Consider the following 16,833-nt stretch of genomic DNA (forward strand, 5'->3'; position numbering starts at 1 on the left):
CCTAATTCGAGGTCAGCGTTATAGCAGCGCGATCCTCAGGCTCAAGCCGCGGACGCAGCCCCAGCAGCGGCGCGATGCGGCCGATCAACTCGGCCGCCACGGGCACCGCCGTCCAGCCTGCCGTGCGGCGCTTTTCGCCGTAGGCCAGGATCGACGGTTCGTCCAGCGCAACGATCAGTATATATTTCGGATCGTAGGCCGGAAAAACCGAAGCGAAGGTGGCGATCACCTTGTCATCATAGTAGCCGCCGCGCGGCTTGGGCTTGTCGGCGGTGCCAGTTTTGCCGGCCACAGCATAGCCCGGAACGTCACCAAAGCTGGCGGTTCCATCCGTCACCACCTTGCGCAGCATCATCAACGATTGTTTGGCCGCGCTTTCCGACATCACGCGCGGCCCGTATTGCGGGCCGTTGCGGCGCAGGATCGTGGGACTGACATAATGCCCGCCATTGGCGATGGCCGCATAGCCCGCAGCCAGATGCATCGGGCTGGTCGACAGGCCGTGGCCGTAGGAAATGGTGACGGTGCTCAATTCACCCCACTTCTTGGGCTTGAGCGGCACCCCACCCTTGGCCTCGACGATCTCGAACGGCGTGGGGTCGAACATGCCCAGCGCGTCCAGGAACTGCTGCTGGCGCTCGGCGCCGATCTGCAGCGCCAACCGCCCGGTGCCGCGATTCGAGCTGTGCACGATCACATCGGCCACGCTGATCTTGCCGTAATTCTTGCCGTTGAATTCGCCGATCGGGAAACGTCCGATCTTCATCGGCCCCGAGGTGTCGATGATCGTGTCGGCATTGACCAGCCCCAGATCGACCGCTTGCGCGGCGGTGAAGATCTTGAAGACCGAGCCCAGTTCGTACACCCCCTGCACATAGCGGTTGAACAGCGGGCTGTCCGAGGGGTCAAAGCCCGAGGTCGGCGGGCGCGGACGGTCGTTCGGGTCGAACGATGGCAACGAGGCGGCAGCAATCACTTCGCCGGTATGGGCGTTCATCAGCACCGCCGAGGCGCCTTTGGCGTTCATAATCTTCATGCCGCCGTCCAGCACCTGCTCGACCGCCGCCTGAACGGTCAGGTCCAGCGACAGCTGCAGCGGCTTGGTTCCGTTGGCGGGATCGCGCAGATAGTCGTCGAACTGTTTTTCCACCCCGGCCACACCGATCACCTCGGCGGCCGAGACGCCTTCGCGCCCAAAGCCGGAGCCACCTAGGATATGCGCGGCCAGCCGGCCGTTGGGATAGAGCCGCATTTCGCGCGGGCCAAACAGGATGCCCGGATCGCCGATGTCGTGCACTGCCTGCTTCTGCTCGGGCGAGATACGCTTTTTGATCCACAGGAATTTGCGCTTGCCGGTGAAGTCCTTGACCAACCGCTCTTTGTCCAGATCCGGAAAGATCGCCACCAGCTTTTCCGCGGCCGCGATCGGGTCGATCATCAGCGGAGGCTGGGCATAAACGGAATAGGTATCAAGGTTGGTCGCAAGGATTCGGCCCTCGCGGTCCACGATATTTGCCCGCTGCATGGCAATCGACGCGCCCGGGGCGCTCGCCAGCGGTTCTTGCGCCTCCGAAGTAGCCAAAGCGCCCATCCGGAACCCGACAACGGCAAATGCCGCAAAGAAAAACGCGCTGAGCACCAGCAACCGCCCCTCGGCGCGGGCGCGGGCGCGGTCCTTCATCTCTTCGTGGCGGCGGCGGATGTTCTCGCGCTCAATCACCTTGGGGTTTTCCCCGCGGGCACGGGCCTCAAGGATGCGGGCAAGCGGGCGGAGCGGTGTGCGTGTCATGGGATCTGCACCTCGCCCAGGGCCTGGGTGTCCGTGATCGCCTGCAGTTCGATCGGGTCGGCGATGGGCAGGTCGGGATCCTCGGCATAGGCGATCTGGTCAGCGCGTCCGAATTGCTCGGCGCGCAGCGGCAGAAGGCCCAGACGCTCGAAATTAAGGTCGGCCAGTTCACGCAGTCGGTCGGGGCGGTTCAGATAGGCCCATTCGGCCTGCAATACAGCCAGCCGAGCCTGGGCCGCGCCGATCTGGTGCTGCAGAGACTGGGTTTCCTTCAGTACCTGTTGGGTGCGGTAGTTTTCCTGATAGGCCCACAAAGCGAGCCCGAAAACACCCAAGGCGGTCAATACAAACAGAATACTCTTCATCTTGCCTTTCCCCCGATCATGGGCATGCCAATGGCGCGGGCATCAATTTCCCCCGCCGGAGCATCGGTACGAACAGCAACCCGCAACTTGGCCGAGCGCGCGCGCGGGTTGTCCTGCAACTCCTGCGGGTCGGGTCCGATGGCTTTGCGGGTCTTCAATGTGAATTGCGGCTGATCCTGCTGGATCTCGGGCGCATAGCGGTTGGCACGGCCGGTCTTGCCCGCGCGCGACTGGAAAAAGCGTTTGACCATCCGGTCCTCGACCGAGTGGAAGGTGACCACGGCCAGTTGCCCGCCCGGCTTCAACGCGCGCTCGGCGGCCATCAGGCCCTGGAACAGCTCCTCGTATTCGGCATTCACCGCAATGCGCAGCGCCTGGAACGACCGAGTGGCCGGATGGGATTGTCCGGGCTTGGCGCGCGGCAGGCAGGATTCGACGATCTCGGCCAGACGCAGGGTGGTGGTGATGGGCGACTCGGTGCGGGCCTTGACGATGGCGCGCGCGATGCGGCGGCTGGCCCGCTCTTCGCCATAGTGGAACAGGATGTCGGCCAATTGTTCCTCGGTCGCGGTGTTGACCAGATCAGCTGCGCTTTCGCCCTCCTGGCTCATGCGCATGTCCAGTGGGCCGTCCTTCATGAAGGAAAAGCCGCGCTCGGCCTGATCCAGCTGCATGGACGAGACACCAAGGTCCAGCACCACGCCATCGAGGTTGCTGGCGTATTCATCCATGCGAGAAAAGACACCCGGCTGCATCACCAGCCGATCGCCATATACGGCTGCCCACTCCGCCGCCATTTCAAAGGCCAACGGATCGCGATCGACACCGATAACCGTGTCGGCGCCAGCCTCAAGCAAACCCCGGGTATAGCCGCCTGCACCAAAGGTGCCATCCAGCCACGTGCCAGATACCGGATGAACCGCGTCCAGCAACGGGCGCAGCAGAACGGGAATGTGGGGTTTATCAGATGAAGTGTGATCCGCGCCGGCCATGCCGTCACGCACCTTCGATGCCGTCAAGGAACTGCATCGGATCGAAATCCTCGGGCAGTTCGTCCAACCAGTCTTCGGTGGCGGCCAGTTCCTCGGCCTCGTATGTCTCGGGCTTCCAGATCTGGAACGTGTCGCCCGCGGCGATGAAGAACGCCTCGCCTTCCAGCCCGATCTTGTTGCGCAGCTTGGCCGGCAACACCAGGCGTCCGGTTTCATCGACGTTGGTCGGGAAAGACTGCCCGTGGAACAGGCGCTGCAACATCTTGCGCTGCATCGAGCCGCGCGGCAGCGCGTCGATCTTGGCGTCGACCTCGTCGATCGCCTCCATAGTATAGCATTCAAGGTATTTGCGGCGGTGGTCACCGTATACGATTACCAGTTCGGGATTGTCGCCAGGCTGCCAGTTGGGGTCCGAGGCCTCGAGCACACGGCGAAACGAGGCCGGGATCGACACCCTGCCCTTCGCGTCCACCTTGTGGTGGCTTTCACCTCTAAACCTGCGCGCCAAGACGACTGTCCCTTTCGCTTGCGCCCCACCTACGTCTTCCCCCGGATGAAAAACGGCGGGTTGATCTGCTGCCACTGATCAACCCGCCGCATTGACCCGCTTCGCGGGATGTCCAGCTGCGCGCGCCACCTGGGGGGATGTCTGCTCGCCCGCGCGCCGGATCTCTTGAGTGATGAAAGCGAGATGCCTGTATGAAACCTGTTTATTTTTGGTTCGGGGTCGTTTGGCGCCCCATGTGCCTCGTCCTCATCGGATGAATAAGGGATGCCATGGGAATTCATGGAAATCAATGAGATTTTTTTCCAAGAAGGTTAGATTCGGAAAACTACAGCAGTAGAAATTCATACGCAAACATGAAATCTGTCCACAGTTAGACGTAATAAACCAATTCAACACAACATATAGACAAATATCGCGCTGGAAAATTTTTCCCACGATTTCCCACATTTTCTGTGGAACGACCCTGAGTCCGTCCAATACCCTCACTAATTCGGCCATATGGCGCCGAATCACCCTGCGATCCTGGCCGAGCCCCGGAGAGACCGCCCCGGATTTCCCACCAATTCCCGCCAGTCCCACAAAGTCCCATGACCCCACCCAAATCGGGAGTTGACCCAGACGCACAAAAATCGCGCAATCCTGAACCGCACAAATTCCACGTTTACGCGCGCAAATTTTCATCAAAATGATGGACGGCAGCCAGACCCGAGCAATGCCCCGCAGTTCGCGCTAACGAAAATATCCATATTTTAAAGGCATATTTTCGGGTGTCCGGATTCCGGCAGTCAATCTATGCACTTGCTGCATAGCAGCATTGATCCTGTCCGGTATTGTGCAATCGCAGCATTTGCCTATCTTCAGTCTCAAGCAAGCGCCGGAACATCGCGGCGGAAACGACAGATGATTGGGTAACGAACATGGCAGTCGCAAGCACCAACAGCGCACACAAGAGCGCATCGACATTTGGTTTCGCCTCTCTGATCGAGACCATGAAGACCCGTATCGCACGCTATCGCGTGTACCGCCAGACGGTGAACGAACTGTCGGAACTGTCGGACCGTGAGCTGGCCGATCTGGGCCTTCACCGTTCGATGATCCGTCGTCTGGCCATGCAGGCCGCCGAAGAACAATTCGCGCGCTGAGCGCCACGAAACACCGAGATCAGGTCCACTCCTCCTCCCATAGGACCTGTATTTCAGCGGCAGCATCTCTCCTCCTCCCTGATGCTGCCGCACCCTATACCGGCCTCAACCTGCCGGATGCTGATACATCGGGGCTCTCCTCCTCCCTGCTCTGATGTTGAAAGCGCGCGGTGGCATCTTCCTCCTCCCTGATGCCACCGCGCCCTTCGAATACCGGGCCAGACCCGGAAACGCATACATCGGGTTCTCCTCCTCCCTTCCCGATGTGAAAAGAGCGCGGTGGCACCCTTCCTCCTCCCTGGTGTCACCGCGCGCTTCAGATACCGGGGAAAACCCGGGTTCGGATACATCGGGGCTCTCCTCCTCCCTGCTCTGATGTTGACAAGAACGGCGGTTCCCTCCTCCTCCCTGGGAACCGCCGTTTTATTTCTTTCGGGCATGAAAAAGGCACCACGGGCAGGACCGGGCGCCAATCAACAAATCGAGCATGTGCCGGCAGGCACATTCCGCTGGATCAGAACGGAACGTCGTCTTTTGCGGATAGATACTGCGCGACGACCTTCTTTGTTCCGGCCTTGTCGAACTCGACCTCGACCTTGTCCCCTTCGATCCCGACCACGCCGCCATAGCCGAACTTCTGGTGGAACACCCGCTCGCCCAGCGTGAAGCTGGCCACGGCGGTCGCGTCGATCACGGTGTTGCGGGATTCGCGCGGCTGCGACATGCCATATTGCCCCTGCCGCGCCTGCATCCGTTTCCAGCCGGGCGAGTTGTAGACATTGGCCTGCGCCGCGCGGGTCTCGATACCTGCCGACATCTGCCCGCCACCATAGAGGCCCGGAGGCGTCAGCACCTCGACATGGTCCTCGGGCAATTCGTCGATGAAACGCGAAGGCATCGCGTTCTGCCATTGCCCGAACACGCGCCGGTTGGCGGCGAAGGAAATGGTGCAGACCTCTTCGGCGCGGGTGATTCCCACATAGGCGAGCCGCCGTTCTTCCTCGAGCCCTTTCAATCCGGATTCGTCCATCGACCGTTGCGAGGGGAACAGCCCGTCCTCCCACCCCGGCAGGAACACGGCGGGAAACTCCAGCCCTTTGGCCGCGTGCAGGGTCATGATCGAGACCTTGGGCCCGCCGCTGTCCTGTTCGTTGTCCATCACCAGGCTGACATGCTCCAGAAACCCTTGCAGGTTCTCGAAATTGTCCAGCTGGTTGACCAGTTCTTTCAGGTTTTCCAGGCGGCCCGGCGCCTCGGGCGTCTTGTCGTTCTGCCAGTGGGCGGTATAGCCGGATTCGTCCAGCACGATCTGCGCCAGTTCGATATGCGACACCTCGGGCGGGCCATAGCGCACGGGCGCGGTTCCGTCGTCGATGACCGCATCATCCTCGATCTCGATCCGCGGGCCGCGGGTCATCGCGTTCCAGCGCGCCAGCCCGTCGACCAGTTCGCGCAGAGCTGCGCCGCCCTTTCCCTTGATCAGCCCTTGCTCCACAGCGATCCGCGCGCCCTGAACCAGCGACACGCCATGTTCGCGCGCGGTGCGCTGGATCGTCTGCTGCGCCTTGTCACCAAGGCCGCGTTTGGGCGTGTTAACGATCCGCTCGAAGGCCAGATCATCATCGGGGGAAACCACCAGCCGGAAATAGGCCATGGCATCGCGAATCTCCATCCGCTCATAGAATCGCGGGCCGCCGATCACCTTGTAGGGCAGGCCGATGGTCAGGAACCGGTCCTCGAAGGCGCGCATCTGGTGGCTGGCGCGCACGAGGATGGCGATTTCGTCCAAGGACATGGGCCGCACGCCACGGGTGCCCCCCTGCATGGCGTCGATCTCTTCGCCGATCCAGCGGGCCTCCTCCTCGCCATCCCAATGGCCGATCAGGCGGACCTTTTCGCCCTCGGGCTTGTCGGTCCACAACTCCTTGCCCAGACGGCTTTCATTGCCGCGGATGACGTTCGAGGCGGCGGCGAGGATGTGCGGGGTCGAGCGGTAGTTCTGTTCCAGCCGCACCACATGGGCGCCGGGAAAATCTTTCTCGAAGCGCAGGATGTTGCCCACCTCGGCCCCGCGCCAGCCATAGATCGACTGGTCATCGTCCCCCACGCAACAGATATTCTTGTGCCCACCGGCCAACAGCCGCAGCCACAGGTATTGGGCGATGTTGGTGTCCTGGTATTCGTCCACCAGGATGTAGCGGAACCAACGCTGGTATTGTTCCAGCACGTCCGGGTGGTTCTGGAAGATAGTGACCATGTGCAACAGCAGGTCGCCGAAATCCACCGCGTTCAACTCGCGCAGGCGGGTCTGGTATTGAGCGTAAAGTTCGACGCCCTTGTTGTTGTAGGCCCCGGCATCGGCGGCGGGCACCTTGTCGGGGGTCAGGGCACGGTTCTTCCAGTCGTCGATGATGCCGGCCAGCATCCGCGCGGGCCAGCGCTTGTCGTCGATATTGGCGGCCTGCACCAGTTGCTTGAGCAGGCGCAGCTGGTCGTCTGTATCCAGAATGGTGAAGTTCGACTTCAGCCCCGCCAACTCCGCATGGCGGCGCAGCAGCTTGACGCAGATCGCATGAAACGTGCCCATCCACATCAAACCCTTGCTTACATTCACAGGGTACTTTTGAACACGCTCCTTCATTTCCTTCGCGGCCCTGTTCGTAAACGTGACCGCTAAGATTTGATCAGATCTCACGCTGCGTTCGTCGAGTATTTCGGCAATACGCGATATCAGGCACCGCGTTTTTCCCGTGCCGGCGCCAGCAAGTACCAACAAAGGCCCTTCGAGTGTTGTAGCGGCTTTCAGTTGTGGTTCGTTTAACCATTTCAAGTGCGCCTTTATCTGCGACGCTCCAACAACCGAAGCTCGTTGGGAAAGCGGAACACCTCTGACGGCGTCATTTTCATCGAAACTGCTCATGCGCCCAAACTAAGCCGGAAGCGCGCCGAGGGAAAGGGTTTGTTCACGGCTTGTTCGCACGGTTTTGCGAATTTCTTTCGCAGCGCTGGTTGAGCCGTCAGGCGCGGGCTGCATCCGACTGAAACCCTTGCCGAATCGCGCGGCAGGTCGGATCAATCGGCATGGACCTGCAAAGCACCTATCCAGGCATCGAGGATCTGAAACGCCGCGCACGCCGCCGGCTGCCGCGCTTTGTCTGGGACTATGTCGACAGCGGCACTGGGGCCGAGACCGCGCTGAGACGCAACCGGGCGGCGCTGGACCGGATCGGGTTTCTGCCCGCCATCCTGAAAGGCCCGCTGGAATTCGACACCGGCACCCGCTTTTTGGGGCGCGACCATCCGCTGCCCTTCGGCATGGCCCCGATCGGGATGTGCGGTCTGGTCTGGCCGGGGGCCGAGGCGCTGATGGCGCGCGCTGCCGCGCAGGTGGGCATTCCCTATGTTCTGTCCACCGTCGCCAGCCAAAGCCCCGAGGACATGGCCCCACATATCGGCCCCGACGCCTGGTTCCAAATGTACCCGCCCAAAGACCCCGAGATTCGCGCCGACCTGCTGACCCGCGCCCGGTCCGCCGGGTTCGGCACGCTGGTGCTGACCGTCGATGTGCCCGTGGCCTCGCGCCGGGAACGGCAGACCCGCTCGGGCCTGACCCATCCGCCGCTCCTGACGCCGCGCCTACTGGCGCAGATCGTCGCCCGCCCGGCCTGGGCCTGGGGCATGGCACGTCACGGCAAGCCCCGGATGCGTACGCTGGACAAATATATCGACGGCACCGCCAACCTGCCGCCCACGGCGCATATCGGATACCTGCTCAGGACCTCTCCGGGCATGGATTACGTCAAATGGCTGCGCGACCACTGGCAGGGGCCGTTCATTATCAAGGGCGTGCTGCGCCCCGAGGATGCCGAGCGGTTGAAACAGGCCGGGATCGACGCGCTGTGGGTGTCGAATCACGGCGGCCGCCAGTTCGATGGCGCGCCGGCCAGCGTCGACATGCTGCCCGCCATCCGCGCCGCGACCGACCTGCCGCTGATCTTCGACAGCGGGATTTCGGGCGGGCTGGACATTCTGCGGGCGCGCGCCTTGGGCGCCGATCTGGTCATGCTGGGGCGGGCGTTCCTCTATGGCGTTGCAGCATTGGGCGCGCGCGGCCCGACCCATGTCATCGATATTCTGCGACAGGACATGCTTGCAAATATGGGACAATTGGGTGCCGCAACGCTAAAAGATCTGCCGGATGTTAACGCAAACATTGATGCCGCGATGCAGCATGTGCCATAAAACGCCGCAATAGGCGGCGTTTGCGAGCGATAACATGCCGGTTCTACCCAGAACTACAGATATATCTGTGTGCAAACTCGGTCTATTAACACGGCCAAATGCAAAAGACCGGGACTTGCCATGACTGACTTCAAGAAAATCCTGATCGCCAACAGGGGTGAGATTGCCATTCGCGTGATGCGCGCCGCGAACGAGATGGGCAAACGCACCGTTGCCGTCTATGCCGAGGAGGACAAGCTGGGCCTGCACCGGTTCAAGGCGGACGAGGCGTATCGCATCGGCGAGGGTCTGGGCCCGGTCGCGGCATATCTGTCGATCGACGAGATCATCCGCGTCGCCAAGGAAAGCGGCGCTGACGCCATCCACCCGGGCTATGGCCTGCTGTCGGAAAACCCCGATTTCGTGGATGCCTGCGTTCAGAACGGCATCACCTTCATCGGCCCCAAGGCCGAGACCATGCGCGCCCTGGGCGACAAGGCCAGTGCCCGCAAGGTGGCGATTGCCGCCGGTGTGCCGGTGATCCCGGCGACCGAGGTGCTGGGCGATGACATGGACGCAATCCGCAAGGAAGCGGCCGAGATCGGCTATCCGCTGATGCTCAAAGCAAGCTGGGGCGGCGGCGGCCGCGGGATGCGCCCGATCTATTCCGAAGACGAGCTGGAAGAGAAGGTTCTGGAAGGCCGTCGCGAGGCCGAGGCCGCGTTCGGCAATGGCGAGGGGTATCTGGAAAAGATGATCACCCGCGCCCGCCATGTCGAGGTGCAGATCCTGGGCGACAAACACGGGCAGATCTATCACCTGTATGAACGCGACTGCTCGGTCCAGCGCCGAAACCAGAAGGTCGTGGAACGCGCCCCTGCCCCCTATCTGACCGAAGAGCAACGCGCCGAGATCTGCGACCTAGGCCGCCGCATCTGCGCGCACGTGAACTATGAATGCGCCGGTACGGTCGAATTCCTGATGGATATGGAGACCGGCAAGTTCTACTTCATCGAGGTGAACCCCCGCGTCCAGGTCGAACACACCGTGACCGAAGAGGTCACCGGCATCGACATCGTGCAGGCGCAGATCCTGATCGCCGAGGGCAAGACCCTGGCCGAGGCCACCGGCAAGGACAGCCAGGACGAGATCCGCCTCAACGGCCACGCGCTGCAGACGCGCGTCACCACCGAAGACCCGCTTAACAACTTCATCCCCGACTATGGGCGCATCACGGCCTATCGCTCGGCCACGGGCATGGGCATCCGGCTGGATGGTGGCACGGCCTATGCGGGCGGGGTGATCACCCGGTATTACGACTCGCTTCTGACCAAAGTCACTGCCTGGGCGCCGACTCCGGAAAAGGCGATCGCCCGCATGGACCGCGCCCTGCGCGAGTTCCGCGTGCGCGGCGTTTCAACCAACATCGCCTTTGTCGAGAACCTGCTGAAGCATCCGACCTTCCTGTCGAATGAATACACCACCAAGTTCATCGACGAGACGCCCGAGCTGTTCCAGTTCAAGAAGCGCCGCGACCGGGGCACCAAGGTTCTGACCTACATCGCCGACATCACGGTCAACGGGCACCCCGAGACCAAGGATCGCCCGCGCCCGCGCGCCGACCTGAAAGAACCCAAGCCCCCCGCGCCCAAGGCCGAACCGCTGGTGGGCACGCGCAACCTGCTGGAACAGAAAGGCCCGCAGGCCGTGGCCGACTGGATGAAGGCCCAGCGCCAGCTGCTGATTACCGACACCACCATGCGAGACGGGCACCAGTCGCTGCTGGCGACCCGGATGCGCTCGATCGACATGATCCGCGTGGCACCCAGCTATGCCGCGAACCTGCCGCAGCTGTTCAGCGTCGAATGCTGGGGCGGGGCGACTTTCGACGTGGCCTATCGTTTCCTGCAGGAATGCCCTTGGCAGCGCCTGCGCGACCTGCGCGAGGCCATGCCCAACCTGATGACCCAGATGCTGCTGCGCGGCGCCAATGGGGTGGGCTATACCAATTATCCCGACAACGTGGTGCAGGAATTCGTGCGCCAAGCCGCCAAGAATATCGACGTGTTCCGCGTGTTCGACTCGCTGAACTGGGTCGAGAACATGCGCGTGGCGATGGACGCGGTGATCGAGAACGGCAAGATCTGCGAAGGTACCGTCTGCTATACCGGCGATATCCTTGATCCGAACCGCGCCAAATATGACCTTAAATACTATGTCGGCATGGCCAAGGAGCTGCGCGACGCCGGCGCCCATGTTCTGGGCCTCAAGGACATGGCCGGCCTGCTGAAACCCGCCGCCGCGCGGGTACTGATCCGCGCGCTGAAGGAAGAAGTCGGCCTGCCGATCCACTTCCACACCCACGACACCGCCGGCATCGCCAGCGCCACCATCCTGGCGGCCAGCGAGGCGGGCGTGGACGTGGTGGACTGCGCGATGGACAGCTTCTCGGGCAATACCAGCCAGGCGACGCTGGGCACCGTGGTCGAGGCCCTGCGCCACACCGACCGCGACACCGGGTTGGACGTGAAGGCGATCCGCGAGATCAGCGACTACTTCGAGGCGGTGCGCGGCCAATACGCGGCCTTCGAATCCGGGCTGCAGGCCCCCGCCTCCGAGGTTTATCTGCATGAAATGCCGGGCGGCCAGTTCACCAACCTCAAGGCGCAGGCGCGCTCGATGGGGCTGGAGGAACGCTGGCACGAAGTCGCGCAGATGTATGCGGACGTGAACCAGATGTTCGGTGACATCGTCAAGGTGACGCCGTCCTCGAAAGTGGTGGGTGACATGGCGCTGATGATGGTCAGCCAGGGCCTGACGCGCGAGCAGGTCGAGGATCCCTCGACCGACGTGGCCTTCCCCGATTCGGTCATCGACATGATGCGCGGCAATCTGGGACAGCCTCCGGGTGGTTTCCCCGAGACGATCGTGACCAAGGTGCTGAAAGGCGAAAAGCCGAACACCGAACGGCCGGGCAAAGACGTGCCTCCGGTTGATCTGGAGGCCACCCGCGCGGAGCTGTCGAAACTGCTGGAGGGCAAGGAGGTCGATGACGAAGACCTCAACGGATACCTGATGTATCCCAAGGTGTTCCTGGACTACATGGGCCGCCACCGGATCTATGGCCCGGTACGCACCCTGCCCACCCGCACCTTCTTCTACGGCATGGAGCCGGGAGAGGAGATCTCGGCCGAGATCGACCCCGGCAAAACTCTGGAAATCCGGTGCCAGGCGATCAGCGAGACCGACGAGAAGGGCGAAGTGAAGGTGTTCTTCGAACTGAACGGTCAGCCCCGCGTGATCCGGGTGCCCAACCGGATGGTCCAGGCCTCGACCATACAGCGCCCCAAGGCCGAGGTCGGAAACGCCAACCATGTCGGCGCGCCGATGCCGGGCGTGGTTTCGACTGTCGCCGTCACCGCCGGGCAAGAGGTCAAAGAAGGCGACCTTCTGCTAACCATCGAGGCGATGAAGATGGAAACCGGCATCCATGCCGAGCGCGACGCCACCGTGAAGGCAGTGCATGTCCAGCCCGGCGGCCAGATCGACGCCAAGGACCTTTTGGTCGAGCTGGAGTGACCCAAACCGTTAAAACACAGAAAGGCGCGCCATCAAGCGCGCCTTTTTTCATCCGAACAGGCTAGTTCAACCGTCGCTGGACTCCGCGACGGGCTGCTGCGGCAACTGTTCCGGCGTGCTGTCGATCGAAACCTCTTCCTCGATCGGTGCTGGCAAGCCCAACAAATCGTGCAGTTCATGAAGAGCCGGATCAGACAAGTCACGGCCGCCTGTCAAGGTATCCAGTGCTTCCTGCGGATCGTCCGCCCCTGCCAAGGCTTCTTCGGCTTCAGTCACAGCCTGCTGCGCTTCGGCCACGGCATCCTCGTATTTGTCCTGTGCGGTGATGCCCTCGGCTGCTTCTTCTTCAATTGGCACGAATTGGTCCTCGATCTCCGCCTCGGTCAGACCTTCCAGTTCGGACAGTTCCTGTTCGCGCATTTCAAGCTCCTCTGTCGCGCCAGAGAAACCAAGTATACTCTGCTGATAGCTGTAAAGCTTGCCCGGCATGCTGTTCGGGGCCGCATTCATCAGGGCAGTCTGGCTGGCATGCGCGGCATTCAAGCCCTTGAGCTCGGACGCGATTTTGCCGTGCTTGATTGGCTTGACATACGGCTCCTCGACAATTGACGCCGCTACCCGCGCTTTACGGATGGGTTTGTCGACTTTCTTTTTCCCGGTGAAGAATTCGTCGAGTTTGGCCGCAAAACCGTTCTGCCCTTTGGCCCGAGATGTAGTTTTGGTGTTCTTTCGTTGTGCCTTTGGCTTAGCCAGACCGAGACCGGCGAGAAAACCCTTGCCTTGGCCGGCCCCCCCCTTGGTGCTGCGCGCAGATCCTCCGAGGCTGGCACTGGATTTTTCGGCGCTTTTGCCATTTCCGTTGCCGCCACCGTTCCCGTTGCCGCCACCGTTACTATTTCCGTTTCCACCACCGTTACCATTTCCGCCACCATTGCCATTCCCGTTCTTGGCTATGGCGATATCTGGCGTAGCCAACACCGCAACGAAGCTAACTGCCCCGGTCAGCAACAAAGATGTCGCCACAACCCGTGACAAGGAAATAAACCAATGCATGCCAATCCCCTTTTTCGTATCCAAATACTTGCGCCAACAGGCACAGGTTTGAGCAGAAACCTCACATTATGCATATACTAGTTATCGAATATGGCAAAATTTGGCATTCTAACGAAGCCGCTGTTACCCACTCAATTCGAGAGAATTGACCTCGGGCGGAAGTTTGAAAATATCATTAACTTCATTTGCTGGTTCGATTCCCAACTGACCTGCAATGAGGCTCAGAAGCATGGCTCCGACCAGCGCAGTCAGTTTTATGTTCTCAACCTTGTTCATCCCTCCGTCTCCACCATTGTCAGTATCCGTGGCTGTAGGTTTCAACGGCTCAGCACACCTGTTCCGTCGTAAAATTTTTTCCGGCCAAGTGCGTTTTTCCTCTTGCAGCTTTCCGCCAGAATTTATAGTTCACGCCTCACTCGACGGCGCGGGCGTAGCTCAGGGGTAGAGCATAACCTTGCCAAGGTTAGGGTCGTGAGTTCGAATCTCATCGCCCGCTCCAACGAGGACCGAAAGGTCGCACAAGATATCTGATTGCGGGCGTAGCTCAGGGGTAGAGCATAACCTTGCCAAGGTTAGGGTCGTGAGTTCGAATCTCATCGCCCGCTCCAGATATCCACCTTCCCACAACAAGCACTGGCGGATCGGTCGGTCCTGCGCCATTCTGTTCTGACCTGCAGCAGGCAGATGGATGCCCCGATGTCAAACTACCAAATTCGCACGCTGACCGCCGAAGAACTGCGCCACGCAGTGGATTGGGCCGGACGCGAAGGCTGGAACCCGGGTCATGAGGACGCAATCTGTTTCCGCTCGACCGACCCCGATGGATTTCTGGGCGGGTTTCTCGACGGCGAGATGATCGCCTCGGTTTCAGCCGTGAACTACGACGACGCGTTTTCGTTTCTGGGCTTCTATATCGTGCGGCCCGAGTTTCGTGGATCCGGTCATGGTCTGGAAATCGCCCAGCACGCGCTGGCGCATTGTACAGGGCGAAACATGGGCTTGGACGGGGTGGTCGAACAACAGGACAACTACCGCAAGTCGGGCTTTGTCTTCGCCTACAACAATTTTCGGTTCTCCGGCACGGTTTCAGGCATCCTGTCCAGCTTACCAAAGACCAGTATCGAGGTCGCACCCATCAGTGGCCTGTCCGAAGACCTTCGTATCTATGACCGTGCCCTGTTCCCCGCGCATCGGGATGCCTTTCTGACGGAGTGGCTGAGCGCACCGGGCCACATCTCGCGTGTTTGTATCCAGAAAGGTCGCACCGCCGGGTATGCAACTTTGCGCCCCTGCCTGAATGGCTACAAGGTAGGGCCTCTGTTCGCCGACGATCCGGACATCGCGCAAGCGCTTTTGGCTGCGGTTTTGGCCGAAGTTCCCGCTGATCACCGCAGCTCTGAGGTCTATGTCGACATGCCACAGCCCAACGCGGCGGCCTTTGCACTGGCTGACGCTTTGGGTCTGGAAAAAGTCTTTGAAACCGCGCGCATGTATTCCGACCACGAGCCGGATATCGACCTGAACCGAGTGTTCGGCGTGACGACGTTCGAACTTGGCTGAGTCTTAGAACGCCTTGAAGGTCATTGTCGTCAACGACCGCTCGATGTTCGGAATGACCAGAAGGTGTTCGTTAATGAAATGGCCCACATCCTCGGTTTCGGGGATGTAAAGCTTGAGCAGCAGATCATATTCTCCGCTGGTGGAGTAGAGTTCCGAGTGGATTTCGCGCAGAGCGATCTCTTCGGCCACCTTGTAGGTGGTGCCGGGCTTGCAGCGGATCTGGATGAAAACGCAGGTGGACATTTCGTGGCCTTGTTGCTTCCGTTTGGCGCAGGCTGGCACGCCCCGCGCCCGGGCGCAATCCCCTGCAACAGTTTGCTGCGATTGCACAGATCGGGCTGGATAAGGCCGCCCGACCCCGTCTATAAGCGCCCCTGTAGCAAGAGGATTTCGCCAATGCGCACAGCTTCGATCAGCCGCAAGACCGCCGAGACCGCGATTTCGGTCGAGGTCAACCTCGACGGCACCGGCACCTATGACAACCAGACCGGAGTGGGGTTCTTCGATCACATGCTGGACCAGCTAGCGCGGCATTCGCTGATTGACATGACGATCCGGGCCGAGGGCGATTATCACATCGACGATCACCACACGGTCGAGGACACCGGCATCGCGCTGGGTCAGGCGCTGACGCAGGCGCTGGGGGACAAGAAAGGCATCCGGCGGTATGGCGAGTGCCATCTGCCGATGGACGATGCGCAGGTGCGCTGCGCGCTGGACCTGTCAGGCCGACCGTTTCTGGTGTGGAACGTGGATCTGCCGACGCCCAAGATCGGCAGTTTCGACACCGAGTTGGTGCGCGAGTTCTTCCAGGCGCTGGCCACCCATGGCGGCATCACTCTGCATATCGACCAGTTGCACGGTTTCAACAGCCACCACATCGCCGAGGCCGCCTTCAAGGCCGTCGCCCGCGCCCTGCGCCAGGCGGTCGAAACCGACCCGCGCAAGGGGGATGCGATACCGTCCACCAAGGGCGCGCTCTAGATGCTGACCGCGATCATCGACTACGAAAGCGGCAACCTGCACTCGGCGGAAAAGGCGTTTCAACGCATGGCGCGCGAGATGGACGCGGGCGAGGTCGTCGTGACCTCGGATGCCGATGTGGTCGCGCGCGCCGACCGGCTGGTGCTGCCCGGCGACGGCGCCTTTCCCGCCTGCGCGGCCGAGCTGCGCGGGCACAAGGGCATCCACGATGCGATGGTCGAAGCGGTCGAGCAGAAGGGCCGCCCGTTTTTGGGCATCTGCGTCGGCATGCAGCTGATGGCGACCACGGGCCGCGAATATACCGACACGCCGGGCCTGAATTGGGTGACCGGAGACGTGGTGCGGATCGAGCCCGAAGACCGCGCGCTGAAGGTTCCGCATATGGGGTGGAACGATCTGGTGATCGAGAGCGAGCACCCGGTGTTCAACGGCGTTACCTCAGGCGATCACGTCTATTTTGTCCACTCCTACCATTTCCGCGTCGCCGATCCGGCGCAACGTCTAGCCCATGTGGACTATGGCGGGCCGGTCACGGCCGTGATCGGCCGCAACACGATGATCGGAATGCAGTTTCACCCTGAAAAAAGCCAGGATGTGGGCCTGCGGATGATCGGAAACTTCCTGACCTGGGCCCCCTGAC

General features: G+C 61.3%; 14 protein-coding genes and 2 tRNA genes. 8 read left to right on the top strand and 8 right to left on the bottom strand.

Annotated features, from left to right (window positions below):
- Position 1: 1 nt before the first annotated feature.
- The 4 genes from AC2FNL_RS12960 to mraZ are packed head-to-tail and all read right to left on the bottom strand — an operon-like array spanning position 2 to position 3,654.
- The gene (locus AC2FNL_RS12960; RefSeq protein WP_496833897.1) at positions 2-1,789 is read right to left on the bottom strand and encodes a peptidoglycan D,D-transpeptidase FtsI family protein; all 1,788 of its coding nucleotides are present in this window, start codon (positions 1,787-1,789) and stop codon (positions 2-4) included.
- Positions 1,786-2,154, bottom strand: coding sequence for a cell division protein FtsL (gene ftsL / locus AC2FNL_RS12965; protein WP_093964833.1), 369 nt, complete (start codon positions 2,152-2,154; stop codon positions 1,786-1,788). The genes AC2FNL_RS12960 and ftsL overlap by 4 nt, the downstream gene beginning before the upstream one ends.
- On the bottom strand, positions 2,151-3,146 hold the full coding sequence (gene rsmH / locus AC2FNL_RS12970) for a 16S rRNA (cytosine(1402)-N(4))-methyltransferase RsmH (protein WP_170420589.1): 996 nt from the start codon (positions 3,144-3,146) through the stop codon (positions 2,151-2,153). The genes ftsL and rsmH overlap by 4 nt, the downstream gene beginning before the upstream one ends.
- Before the next feature lie 4 nt (positions 3,147-3,150).
- Entirely contained in the window at positions 3,151-3,654 is a 504-nt protein-coding gene (mraZ, locus tag AC2FNL_RS12975; protein WP_093965061.1) for a division/cell wall cluster transcriptional repressor MraZ, read from the bottom strand.
- A gap of 917 nt (positions 3,655-4,571) precedes the next feature.
- On the opposite strand from mraZ, the gene AC2FNL_RS12980 reads away from it, so the two are divergent.
- Positions 4,572-4,796 (top strand): DUF1127 domain-containing protein, encoded by a 225-nt coding sequence (locus AC2FNL_RS12980; RefSeq protein ID WP_093964832.1) that lies wholly within the window; start codon positions 4,572-4,574, stop codon positions 4,794-4,796.
- Between the two features lie 514 nt (positions 4,797-5,310).
- Here the strand turns inward: AC2FNL_RS12980 and AC2FNL_RS12985 are convergent.
- Complete coding sequence (locus tag AC2FNL_RS12985) at positions 5,311-7,716, bottom strand: ATP-dependent helicase (protein ID WP_496833898.1); 2,406 nt, start codon at positions 7,714-7,716, stop codon at positions 5,311-5,313.
- 161 nt (positions 7,717-7,877) lie between these two features.
- On the opposite strand from AC2FNL_RS12985, the gene AC2FNL_RS12990 reads away from it, so the two are divergent.
- Positions 7,878-9,038 carry an alpha-hydroxy acid oxidase gene (locus tag AC2FNL_RS12990; RefSeq protein ID WP_496833899.1) on the top strand — a complete coding sequence of 387 codons (1,161 nt, stop codon included), beginning with the start codon at positions 7,878-7,880 and terminating at the stop codon, positions 9,036-9,038.
- A 120-nt stretch (positions 9,039-9,158) separates the two neighbouring features.
- On the top strand, positions 9,159-12,596 hold the full coding sequence (locus AC2FNL_RS12995) for a pyruvate carboxylase (RefSeq protein ID WP_496833900.1): 3,438 nt from the start codon (positions 9,159-9,161) through the stop codon (positions 12,594-12,596).
- 66 nt (positions 12,597-12,662) lie between these two features.
- Here AC2FNL_RS12995 and AC2FNL_RS13000 read toward each other — a convergent pair whose 3' ends face one another.
- Complete coding sequence (locus tag AC2FNL_RS13000) at positions 12,663-13,649, bottom strand: hypothetical protein (RefSeq protein WP_496833901.1); 987 nt, start codon at positions 13,647-13,649, stop codon at positions 12,663-12,665.
- 123 nt (positions 13,650-13,772) lie between these two features.
- Entirely contained in the window at positions 13,773-13,925 is a 153-nt protein-coding gene (locus AC2FNL_RS13005) for a hypothetical protein (RefSeq protein ID WP_496833902.1), read from the bottom strand.
- A gap of 148 nt (positions 13,926-14,073) precedes the next feature.
- Between AC2FNL_RS13005 and AC2FNL_RS13010 the strand changes: the two genes are divergently transcribed.
- The 3 genes from AC2FNL_RS13010 (at position 14,074) to AC2FNL_RS13020 (ending at position 15,209) form a co-directional block, all read left to right on the top strand.
- Positions 14,074-14,148: transfer RNA gene (locus tag AC2FNL_RS13010), tRNA-Gly, on the top strand.
- Between the two features lie 34 nt (positions 14,149-14,182).
- Positions 14,183-14,257 (top strand) — tRNA-Gly (locus AC2FNL_RS13015).
- A gap of 88 nt (positions 14,258-14,345) precedes the next feature.
- On the top strand, positions 14,346-15,209 hold the full coding sequence (locus tag AC2FNL_RS13020; protein WP_496833903.1) for a GNAT family N-acetyltransferase: 864 nt from the start codon (positions 14,346-14,348) through the stop codon (positions 15,207-15,209).
- Positions 15,210-15,212: 3 nt separating this feature from the next.
- Here AC2FNL_RS13020 and AC2FNL_RS13025 read toward each other — a convergent pair whose 3' ends face one another.
- The gene (locus AC2FNL_RS13025; protein ID WP_050602861.1) at positions 15,213-15,452 is read right to left on the bottom strand and encodes an Lrp/AsnC family transcriptional regulator; all 240 of its coding nucleotides are present in this window, start codon (positions 15,450-15,452) and stop codon (positions 15,213-15,215) included.
- Between the two features lie 153 nt (positions 15,453-15,605).
- Between AC2FNL_RS13025 and hisB the strand changes: the two genes are divergently transcribed.
- On the top strand, positions 15,606-16,193 hold the full coding sequence (gene hisB, locus AC2FNL_RS13030) for an imidazoleglycerol-phosphate dehydratase HisB (RefSeq protein WP_496833904.1): 588 nt from the start codon (positions 15,606-15,608) through the stop codon (positions 16,191-16,193).
- Positions 16,194-16,832: an imidazole glycerol phosphate synthase subunit HisH gene (gene hisH, locus AC2FNL_RS13035; RefSeq protein WP_093964827.1), complete on the top strand. Its 639-nt coding sequence runs from the start codon at positions 16,194-16,196 to the stop codon at positions 16,830-16,832.
- The last annotated feature ends 1 nt before the right edge of the window (position 16,833 follow it).

The sequence above is a fragment of the Ruegeria sp. CRTD044 genome, assembly GCF_059613485.1.

Coding starts and splice junctions, on each gene's coding strand:
- AC2FNL_RS12995 (WP_496833900.1), top strand. CDS start 9,159: ATGACTGACTTCAAGAAAATCCTGATCGCCAACAGGGGTGAGATTGCC.
- AC2FNL_RS13005 (WP_496833902.1), bottom strand. CDS start 13,925: ATGAACAAGGTTGAGAACATAAAACTGACTGCGCTGGTCGGAGCCATG.
- AC2FNL_RS12990 (WP_496833899.1), top strand. CDS start 7,878: ATGGACCTGCAAAGCACCTATCCAGGCATCGAGGATCTGAAACGCCGC.
- AC2FNL_RS12980 (WP_093964832.1), top strand. CDS start 4,572: ATGGCAGTCGCAAGCACCAACAGCGCACACAAGAGCGCATCGACATTT.
- hisH (WP_093964827.1), top strand. CDS start 16,194: ATGCTGACCGCGATCATCGACTACGAAAGCGGCAACCTGCACTCGGCG.
- rsmH (WP_170420589.1), bottom strand. CDS start 3,146: ATGGCCGGCGCGGATCACACTTCATCTGATAAACCCCACATTCCCGTT.
- AC2FNL_RS12960 (WP_496833897.1), bottom strand. CDS start 1,789: ATGACACGCACACCGCTCCGCCCGCTTGCCCGCATCCTTGAGGCCCGT.
- AC2FNL_RS13000 (WP_496833901.1), bottom strand. CDS start 13,649: ATGCATTGGTTTATTTCCTTGTCACGGGTTGTGGCGACATCTTTGTTG.
- AC2FNL_RS13025 (WP_050602861.1), bottom strand. CDS start 15,452: ATGTCCACCTGCGTTTTCATCCAGATCCGCTGCAAGCCCGGCACCACC.
- AC2FNL_RS13020 (WP_496833903.1), top strand. CDS start 14,346: ATGTCAAACTACCAAATTCGCACGCTGACCGCCGAAGAACTGCGCCAC.
- AC2FNL_RS12985 (WP_496833898.1), bottom strand. CDS start 7,716: ATGAGCAGTTTCGATGAAAATGACGCCGTCAGAGGTGTTCCGCTTTCC.
- hisB (WP_496833904.1), top strand. CDS start 15,606: ATGCGCACAGCTTCGATCAGCCGCAAGACCGCCGAGACCGCGATTTCG.
- ftsL (WP_093964833.1), bottom strand. CDS start 2,154: ATGAAGAGTATTCTGTTTGTATTGACCGCCTTGGGTGTTTTCGGGCTC.